General features: G+C 45.5%; 9 protein-coding genes. 8 read left to right on the plus strand and 1 reads right to left on the minus strand.

The genetic code is table 11. The features are described from left to right. From Q0314_RS08220 to Q0314_RS08255, 8 genes are all read left to right on the plus strand, one after another. On the plus strand, positions 1-547 hold a 547-nt coding region (locus tag Q0314_RS08220; RefSeq protein ID WP_298058154.1), incomplete at its 5' end, for a DapH/DapD/GlmU-related protein. Beyond that, complete coding sequence (coaBC, locus tag Q0314_RS08225; protein ID WP_298058155.1) at positions 534-1,709, plus strand: bifunctional phosphopantothenoylcysteine decarboxylase/phosphopantothenate--cysteine ligase CoaBC; 1,176 nt, start codon at positions 534-536, stop codon at positions 1,707-1,709. The genes Q0314_RS08220 and coaBC, both read left to right, overlap by 14 nt. Beyond that, positions 1,706-2,386, plus strand: coding sequence for a hypothetical protein (locus Q0314_RS08230; protein ID WP_298058157.1), 681 nt, complete (start codon positions 1,706-1,708; stop codon positions 2,384-2,386). The genes coaBC and Q0314_RS08230 overlap by 4 nt, the downstream gene beginning before the upstream one ends. Before the next feature lies 1 nt (position 2,387). Next, entirely contained in the window at positions 2,388-3,089 is a 702-nt protein-coding gene (uppS, locus tag Q0314_RS08235) for a polyprenyl diphosphate synthase (RefSeq protein WP_298058158.1), read from the plus strand. A gap of 341 nt (positions 3,090-3,430) precedes the next feature. Further along, positions 3,431-4,237, plus strand: coding sequence for an A24 family peptidase (locus tag Q0314_RS08240; protein ID WP_298058160.1), 807 nt, complete (start codon positions 3,431-3,433; stop codon positions 4,235-4,237). Next, a complete protein-coding gene (locus Q0314_RS08245; RefSeq protein ID WP_298058162.1) occupies positions 4,230-5,255 on the plus strand; it encodes an LptF/LptG family permease in 1,026 nt (341 codons plus the stop codon). Before Q0314_RS08240 ends, Q0314_RS08245 begins: the two co-directional genes overlap by 8 nt. After that, positions 5,256-6,239, plus strand: a complete 984-nt coding sequence (truA, locus tag Q0314_RS08250; protein WP_298058164.1) for a tRNA pseudouridine(38-40) synthase TruA — start codon at positions 5,256-5,258, stop codon at positions 6,237-6,239. Positions 6,240-6,370: 131 nt separating this feature from the next. Next, positions 6,371-7,180, plus strand: a complete 810-nt coding sequence (locus Q0314_RS08255; protein WP_298058165.1) for a DUF3137 domain-containing protein — start codon at positions 6,371-6,373, stop codon at positions 7,178-7,180. Positions 7,181-7,388: 208 nt separating this feature from the next. Here Q0314_RS08255 and Q0314_RS08260 read toward each other — a convergent pair. Then, positions 7,389-7,558 (minus strand): DNA translocase FtsK (locus tag Q0314_RS08260; protein WP_298058167.1); only part of this gene is annotated, 170 nt, incomplete at its 5' end.

Raw genomic sequence — 7,558 nt, forward strand, 5'->3', positions numbered from 1 at the left:
CTCTAGAGCCAAATTTGAAGGCGAGTGCGTCATCGAAGAAAACGTAAGCGTCATCGGAGAGTGTGTCATCAAAAACTCCGTCATCAAAAGCGGCTCGGTCGTAGAAAACTCCGTCATCGAAGACTCCGACGTCGGCCCGCTCGCGCACATACGCCCAAAATGCGAGATCAAAAACACCCACATCGGAAATTTCGTCGAGCTAAAGGCGGCGAAGCTAAACGGCGTCAAAGCAGGCCACCTGAGCTATCTGGGCGACTGCGAGATAGGTAGCGGCACAAACGTGGGCTGCGGCACGATCACGTGCAACTACGACGGCAAAGCCAAACATAAAACAATCATCGGCAAAAACGTCTTTATCGGCTCAGACACCCAGCTAGTAGCCCCCGTAAAAGTCGGCGACGACGTGCTAATCGCCGCGGGAAGCACCGTAACTAGCGACGTACCAAGCGGCGCGCTAGCCATCAGCCGCACGAAACAGGTAAATAAAGAAGGCTTTTTTTATAAATTTTTTAACGACGCGAAAAGCGACGAAAATGCTAAAAAATAAAAAAATTTTGCTCGCGGTTTGCGGCAGTATCGCGTTTTACAAGGCTTATGAGATTTTATCCGCGCTAAAAAAAGAAGGCGCGGACGTGCGGGTTATGCTTAGCGAAGGAGCGCTCAAATTTTGCTCTGAAGCGGGCTTTGAGGCGCTATGCGAGCATAAAATTTTAACCTCGCGCACGGAGAGTTGGCAGGACGGGCTAAATCACATCGCTTACGCCAAAACCGATCTCATCTTGATCGCTCCGGCTAGCGTAAATACGATAAACAAGCTTGCAAGCGGCATTTGCGATAACGTCTTTATGCAGACTCTGATCGCTAGCCCCGCTCCCCTACTCATCGCGCCCGCAGCCAACGATAAAATGTTAAACCACTTCTCTACGCGCAAAAATTTCGAGTTTTTAGCGGCAAACGGCGCGAGATTTATCGAGCCGGTAGAAAAAACCCTAGCCTGCGGCGACACGGGTAAAGGCGCGCTAGCAGACGTTTCTACGATCATCTACGAAACCAAAAGGATGCTCGCTGAACCCAAATTTAAAGGGCAAAAAGTGATCGTCACGGGCGGCGCCACGAGCGAAAAGATCGATGACGTAAGAGCCGTGACGAATCTATCCAGCGGAAAGATGTCGCGGGCGCTTGCTGACGCATTTTACTACGCGGGTGCGGACGTGACGCTGATAGCTAGCTTTGAGACGGCAAACGCGCCCTATAAAACGCTCAAATTTCAAAGCTCGGCGGAGCTAAAAGAGCTGCTGCACGCAAATTTGACGGACGCAAATTTACTCGCGATGGCTGCTGCGGTTAGCGACTACGCTCCAAAAACCAAATTTGAAGGCAAGCTAAAAAAGCAAAACTTAGGCGAAATTTGGACGCTGGAACTCACTCAAAACGATGATGTTTTGGGCTCTTTGGCAGATTTTAAAAACGTAAAAAAAATCGGCTTTAAAATGGAAACGGACGGCGCAAACGCCATGCAAAACGCAAAAAATATGCTTGAGAAAAAGAGCCTTGATGCCGTTTGTCTAAACGTGCTGGGCGGCGATATAAATTTCGGCTCTGATAGCACGCAAATAACCTTTATCACGCGCCGTGACGCGCAAAATATCGCGCTAACATCCAAAGAGGACGCGGCGCGGCAAATCGTAAATTTAGCAAGCAAGCTATGATAAATCCCGTCTCACGAGTGCAAAAAATCGCAAGCGGCGGCGCGGGCACGGCTCTAAACGCGAGCCTGCCCATCAGCATCAAAGTCGCCGAAAAGACGGGCTACAATCGCTACAATCTAAAAATGGGTAACAAAATCCTAAGCACGAAAAGCATGAAAAGCCTCGACGTGGAGGGCGAATACTGGGGCGAGATCGCAAGCGGCACCGAAAATATCGTGATAAGAAATCTCTTTAAAAAGCCGAATTTAGCCTACGCCGCGCCTGAGGGACTCGCGCTGATAGAAAGGCTGATAAGCGAGCCCGATCTAAACTGGTTTTATGAATATATATTTAACGGCCTTAGCACGGCAGACTCGCGGGAATTATTTGAAAATCTAGCTCAAATGCTGCTTGCGCTACAAAAAAATATCATTAATATTTCGTTTGTTTATAACGGTATAAAAGGCGTTTTTCAGATGAAATTTGACGGTGCCCGGACGAGTCAAATTTACCTTATTTTTTCAAATTTCGCTCCGATTATTTTTACGCTAAAAGGCGCTCAAATAATCAGCGCTCAAACGCCGTTTGACAAGGTTGCCAGGCTCTTGCGAGACGAGTTTAGCTGCGAAGCGCAAACGACTCAAAACATCGCCGCTTTCTTTGATCCAAGCGGCAAAATAATTGATTTTAAGGGCTAAAATGAACGAGCTAAATCACCTCGCGATCATAATGGATGGCAACGGCAGATGGGCTAAGCGCCGCGGTTTGCTGCGCACTAAAGGGCACGAAACGGGCGCAAACGTCGTGGAGCAGATGTGCGAGTTTTGTATCGACGAGGGTGTGGCGGTGCTGAGTCTTTACGCATTTAGCACCGAAAACTGGAAGCGCCCAAAGAGCGAAGTGGCGTTTTTGATGGAGCTTTTGCATAAATTTTTGCTCTCAAAACGCGAGAGTTTTATCAAAAACGGCATCAAATTTAACGTTATCGGCGACGAAAGTCCGCTAAGCGATAAACTAAAAAACGAGATCGAGGAGATCAAAAACGCGACCGCGCAAAACTCGAGGCTAAAGCTAAATTTAGCCCTAAACTACGGCGCAAAAGATGAAATTTTAAGAGCTTTTAGGAGATTTTGCGAAAAAAACGGCGGCAAATTTGATTCCGAAAAATTAGCTCAAAATTTGAGCGAAGATAGCTTGCAGGAGTGCCTCGATGAGCCCGCGCCCATCGACCTTCTCGTGCGCACGGGCGGCGAGCAAAGACTGTCAAATTTTATGCTTTGGCAGGCCTCATACGCCGAGTTTGCCTTTACGTCCACGCTTTGGCCAGATTTCACGCGCGAGGAGCTAGCCCAGATAACAGCCAAATTTAAGAAAAAAGATAGAAGGTTTGGCGGACTTTAAATTTGATGTTTTTGGCTGCCTCTGTCTTTTTAAATTTACGTCGTTTTATTTAATTCGTTCGTCGAAAAAGTGCCTTTAAATTTGACAAACAAAAGCCTTGCCGCAACGCCGTTTTACATAAATTTTGAACCAAAATCTTTAAATTTAAAATCATTCAAGGCAATATTTCGCTAAAATCGCCTTTAAATTTTGTGTTTTATGCTTTTTGCGGCGCTAAAACTAGTCAAATTTTAGCTAAAAACAGCGCGGAAAATTTGCACAGACATTGCTTAAAAACGTCGCCGCTAGCTCAAAAACAATCGCAAGCAGCCAAATGCATTTTAATTTTAAATAGGAGAGTTATGTTTTTCGCCGTTTTATTTTTTATTTTAGGCGCCGTAGTCGGCAGCTTTAGCAACGTCCTGATCTACCGCATGCCGCGCGGCGAGAGCATAAATTTCCCCGCCTCGCACTGCCAAAGTTGCAAAACTCCGCTAAAACCGTATCATAACATCCCGATTTTTGCATGGCTGTTTTTGCGCGGCAAGTGCGCGTTTTGCGGCGAAAAAATCAGCTTTCAGTATCCGCTCGTAGAACTCGCTAGTGGCCTGCTTTGCGTGCTTGCGTATTGCGTTGAAACGCACGGACTTGAGCCTCTTACGGACGGATTTTACGCCGCGATTTTTAAGGCGGCGATGCTTGGCATCTGCTTTATCTTGCTGCTAGCGCTTAGCCTGATCGACTTTCGTTACAAGGCTGTTCCGGATCCGCTGCTTTTTGCCAGCGTCGCATTTTCGCTACTTTACGGTTTTAATCTACCCGCCTCTTTTGACTCGGATGGGCTTTTATTTGCATTTGATTCGTTTATAAACGCTGCGATTTTTATGTTTGCCTTTTGGCTACTGCGCGCAGTCGTTAGCCTAGCTCTCAAGCGCGAAGCCATGGGCTCTGCGGACATCTTTATCGCGGGTGTTATGGGCGCGATCTTGGGCATCAAGCTTGGCCTCATGGCGATCTATGTCTCGGCGCTACTAACGCTGCCAGCCTACGTCATCGTGCGAAAGCGCGGATACGAGCTGCCTTTCGTGCCGTTTTTGAGCCTTGCTACGCTTATAGTTTATGCGTTTAAGGAGCAGTTTATCTACATCTTAGGGCTGATTTATGGATAGGACGGCGCGTTATCTTTTCTCAAACTTCCTAAGTACGTTTGCATCGCTATTTGCGACGCTTTTTCTCATAATGTCGATCGTGTTTTTCATCCAGATAGCGCGTATCACATCATACATCGAGATTACGTTTATAGAGCTTTTTAAACTCTATATGTTTATGCTGCCTAGAGTGCTGCTTTTTACCGTACCTATCGCGTTTTTTACATCGCTTGCGCTCATGTTTTTCAGACTTTCTCGCGAAAACGAGAGCATCGTGCTTTTTACGCTCGGATATTCGCCCGTTAGGATCGCTAAATTTTTCCTCATCGTTAGCGGCGCGGTCTCAATCTTTCTCATCGTCACCGCGATAGTGCTGATCCCTACGGCCGCAGAGCTAAACTCAAATTTCGTCTCGTACAAAAAAACCGTCGCCAAGCTAAATTTGAAAACAACCGAATTCGGGCAAAAATTTTCCGACTGGATGGTCTTTATCCAAAATGAAAAAAACGACGAAAACGGCACTCTTTACGAGGGCGTGACGCTTTATTCGCCAAAAGAAGGCGCGCACCGATTCGTCCTTGCTAAAAACGCTCGCCTAACCAACAACAACGCCGTGCTTGAATTTACGCTATCAGACGGCAAAATTTACGATATCAGAGACGCCTCGTGGCATAAAACCGACTTTGGCACGATGAAAATCAGCACCGCCCAAGAGGACAGCGTCGCGCAGACGAAGTCGTTTGTGCAGTATTGGCAGGCAATGAGCGAGGATAAAAAGCGCGCCAAAGACTTCGCAACCTACGTTCTTATCGCGCTTTTTCCGCTAGCGACGACGCTTTTTGCTTTGAGCCTTGGTATCGTAACCTACCGCTACGAAAAAGGTTTTGTGTATTTTGGGATATTTGGCGTGCTATTCGGGTATTTTACACTCATTATGCTCTTTAGCTCGCGCGTTTTTATCGCGATTGCGGCGATATTTTCGCTATTTTTCATTGCCTCGATTTTTAGCTTTAGGGCTAAAATTTTAAAAAGATACTAAGTGCGGCTTAAACTCGTTTTTAGCTACGATGGGTCGAAATTTCAAGGCTCGCAGACACAGCCGCACGAAAACGGCGTCGAGGACGCACTGGGTGCGGCTCTAGCGCATGTAGGGATCTTTAGCAAAATAATCTCCAGCTCGCGCACAGACAAGGGCGTGCACGCAAACAATCAAGTAGCCTGCGTGGAGTGCGGCGAGCATTTTAAGGACTTTACGCGTCTAAAAGCTCTCATCAACCGCCACGCTCATCCGGCTATTCACGTCAAATTTATAAGTCGCGTTAAAGACGACTTTCACCCGCGCTACGGCGCTACGGCGCGCGCATATCGATACGTCATCAATCACGGCGAGTTTTCTCCTTTTTTATCGTCTTACGAGACTTTTTTACCAAAATTTGACCTAAATTTAGCAAACGAGCTGCTCGTGCTTTTTGTCGGAGAACATGATTTTAGCGCGTTTATGAAGCTTGGCAGCGATATCAAAAGTCCAGTGCGGCGCATCTCAAAGGCTTTTTGTTACGCGCGCGGCGAGCGGTCGATCATCGTTTTTAAAGCAAACGGCTTTTTGCGCGCCCAGGTTCGCCTCATGGTCGCTAGCGTTTTAAAGGCGCTGGAGCTTGCAAAAAACGGTAAATTTAGACAAACGCAGGCACAGGAGTTTAAATTTGAGCGCGCAGAGGCGGCAAATTTGGATACAAATTTAAACAAAAACAGCCACGATAATATCCTGACGGCAAGTCACGAAAGCGTAAATTTGGCGAAATTTGAAAAAAACGCAAATTTGACAGCCGAACATGCAGTTTGCGTTGCCTCAAAATTTGACGCTAAAAACTCAAATTTAAACGAAGTCGCAAACAACTGCCGAGATGAAAATTTCCTCAAAGCAAAAGAGCTTTTGCGCCAGGCTATCTACGAGCAAAAGCCGCTAACGCGCATCCCCGCACCGCCAAACGGTCTTTATTTAAACCGAGTTTTTTACGAATGAGAAATCAAAAAATAAAAGAAGCTATTGCTGCCGTAACGCAAAAGCAAAATGAGTGTAAAAAAATAGTCAAAAAATACGCTACATTTATGACTATAACGACATTTGTCGCACCAATACTAATTTTTATTATTATGGAGCGACGCTTTGAAATATTCTTTCTTTTATTTGCAGTCATCCCAATATACGTCACGCCGAGGATTCCAAAAGTAGAAAAAACGCTGGAAGAGTATAGAAGCTTCTACAAAAATGTTTTTGTTAGCACGGTAATTGCCGATATAGATAGCAATTTTACATACGAGCCTCAAAAAGGCATCAGCGCAAACGAATTTTATAAAAGCGGAATATATAGGCGCGTAAATTTTTACGGCGAAGACCAAATAAGCGGTACTTACGCTAATGTCAAATTTCAATTAAGCGAGGCTATAAAAGTAGAAAAAACATATGACTCAAACGGCTCAAAAAACCCTTATCTGGCGCTTTTGAGAGTAAGCAAAGTCATATACGACGAATATATGGACTTTAACGGTACAGTACTAGTCTGCGAGTTTTATAAAAATTTCAAAGGACAAACGATACTAGCCGACAAGAAGGTGCTAAATACGAAAATATCTGGCGAAAAAGAGATACTTGATGATACGGAGTTTAACAACGAATTTCGCGTATTTACCGACGACAAAATAGAAGCGCGCTATCTTTTAAGCCCCGGTTTTATGCAACGCCTACGCGAGGTTAAGCAGGGTTTTGACAGTGCCGTATCGCTAAGCGCTGCGTTTATGGATGATAAATTTTATCTCTTTTTAAACGGTGCAAAAAACCGTTTTGAAAGTTCACTATTAGACCCGCCGCTAAGCCTTTCTGATGCACAGGCCATAAAAGACGAAGTCTTGCGGCTATTACGCGTCATAGACGAGTTAAATTTGAGCCTTGACGTTTATAAATAATTTTGCTTGGACGGTAAATTTTGCCGATTACGAGCTTAAAATTTGAGCGTAAATTCGCTCAGAAATTTAAATATAGCGCGAATTAAACGCGCAAAACTTCGCAACGCCGCACAAAGTCGGTCGCTCGTAGCGAAGCCTATTTTCAAGTTTAACGGCACTAAGCTAAAAATAAATACAGCCGGCGCTTTCCCGTAAATTTGAGGCGAATTTACAAAATATCCCTCTGCCCTTTTGCATTCATCGGGCTTAGCACGCCCATTTGCTCCATCTGTTCAATGATCGTAGCTGCGCGGTTGTAGCCGATTTTTAGGCGGCGTTGCAGATAGCTGATCGAGGTTTTTTGCTCGCTTAGCACGATCTCTTTAGCCTCTTCATATA

It is taken from the genome of uncultured Campylobacter sp. (genome assembly GCF_938040115.1).
Taxonomy (GTDB): Bacteria; Campylobacterota; Campylobacteria; order Campylobacterales; family Campylobacteraceae; genus Campylobacter_A.

Excerpts from the sequence above, each read along its gene's own strand:
- coaBC (WP_298058155.1), top strand. The coding sequence starts at position 534 with ATGCTAAAAAATAAAAAAATTTTGCTCGCGGTTTGCGGCAGTATCGCG.
- Q0314_RS08230 (WP_298058157.1), top strand. The coding sequence starts at position 1,706 with ATGATAAATCCCGTCTCACGAGTGCAAAAAATCGCAAGCGGCGGCGCG.
- uppS (WP_298058158.1), top strand. The coding sequence starts at position 2,388 with ATGAACGAGCTAAATCACCTCGCGATCATAATGGATGGCAACGGCAGA.
- Q0314_RS08240 (WP_298058160.1), top strand. The coding sequence starts at position 3,431 with ATGTTTTTCGCCGTTTTATTTTTTATTTTAGGCGCCGTAGTCGGCAGC.
- Q0314_RS08245 (WP_298058162.1), top strand. The coding sequence starts at position 4,230 with ATGGATAGGACGGCGCGTTATCTTTTCTCAAACTTCCTAAGTACGTTT.
- Q0314_RS08255 (WP_298058165.1), top strand. The coding sequence starts at position 6,371 with ATGGAGCGACGCTTTGAAATATTCTTTCTTTTATTTGCAGTCATCCCA.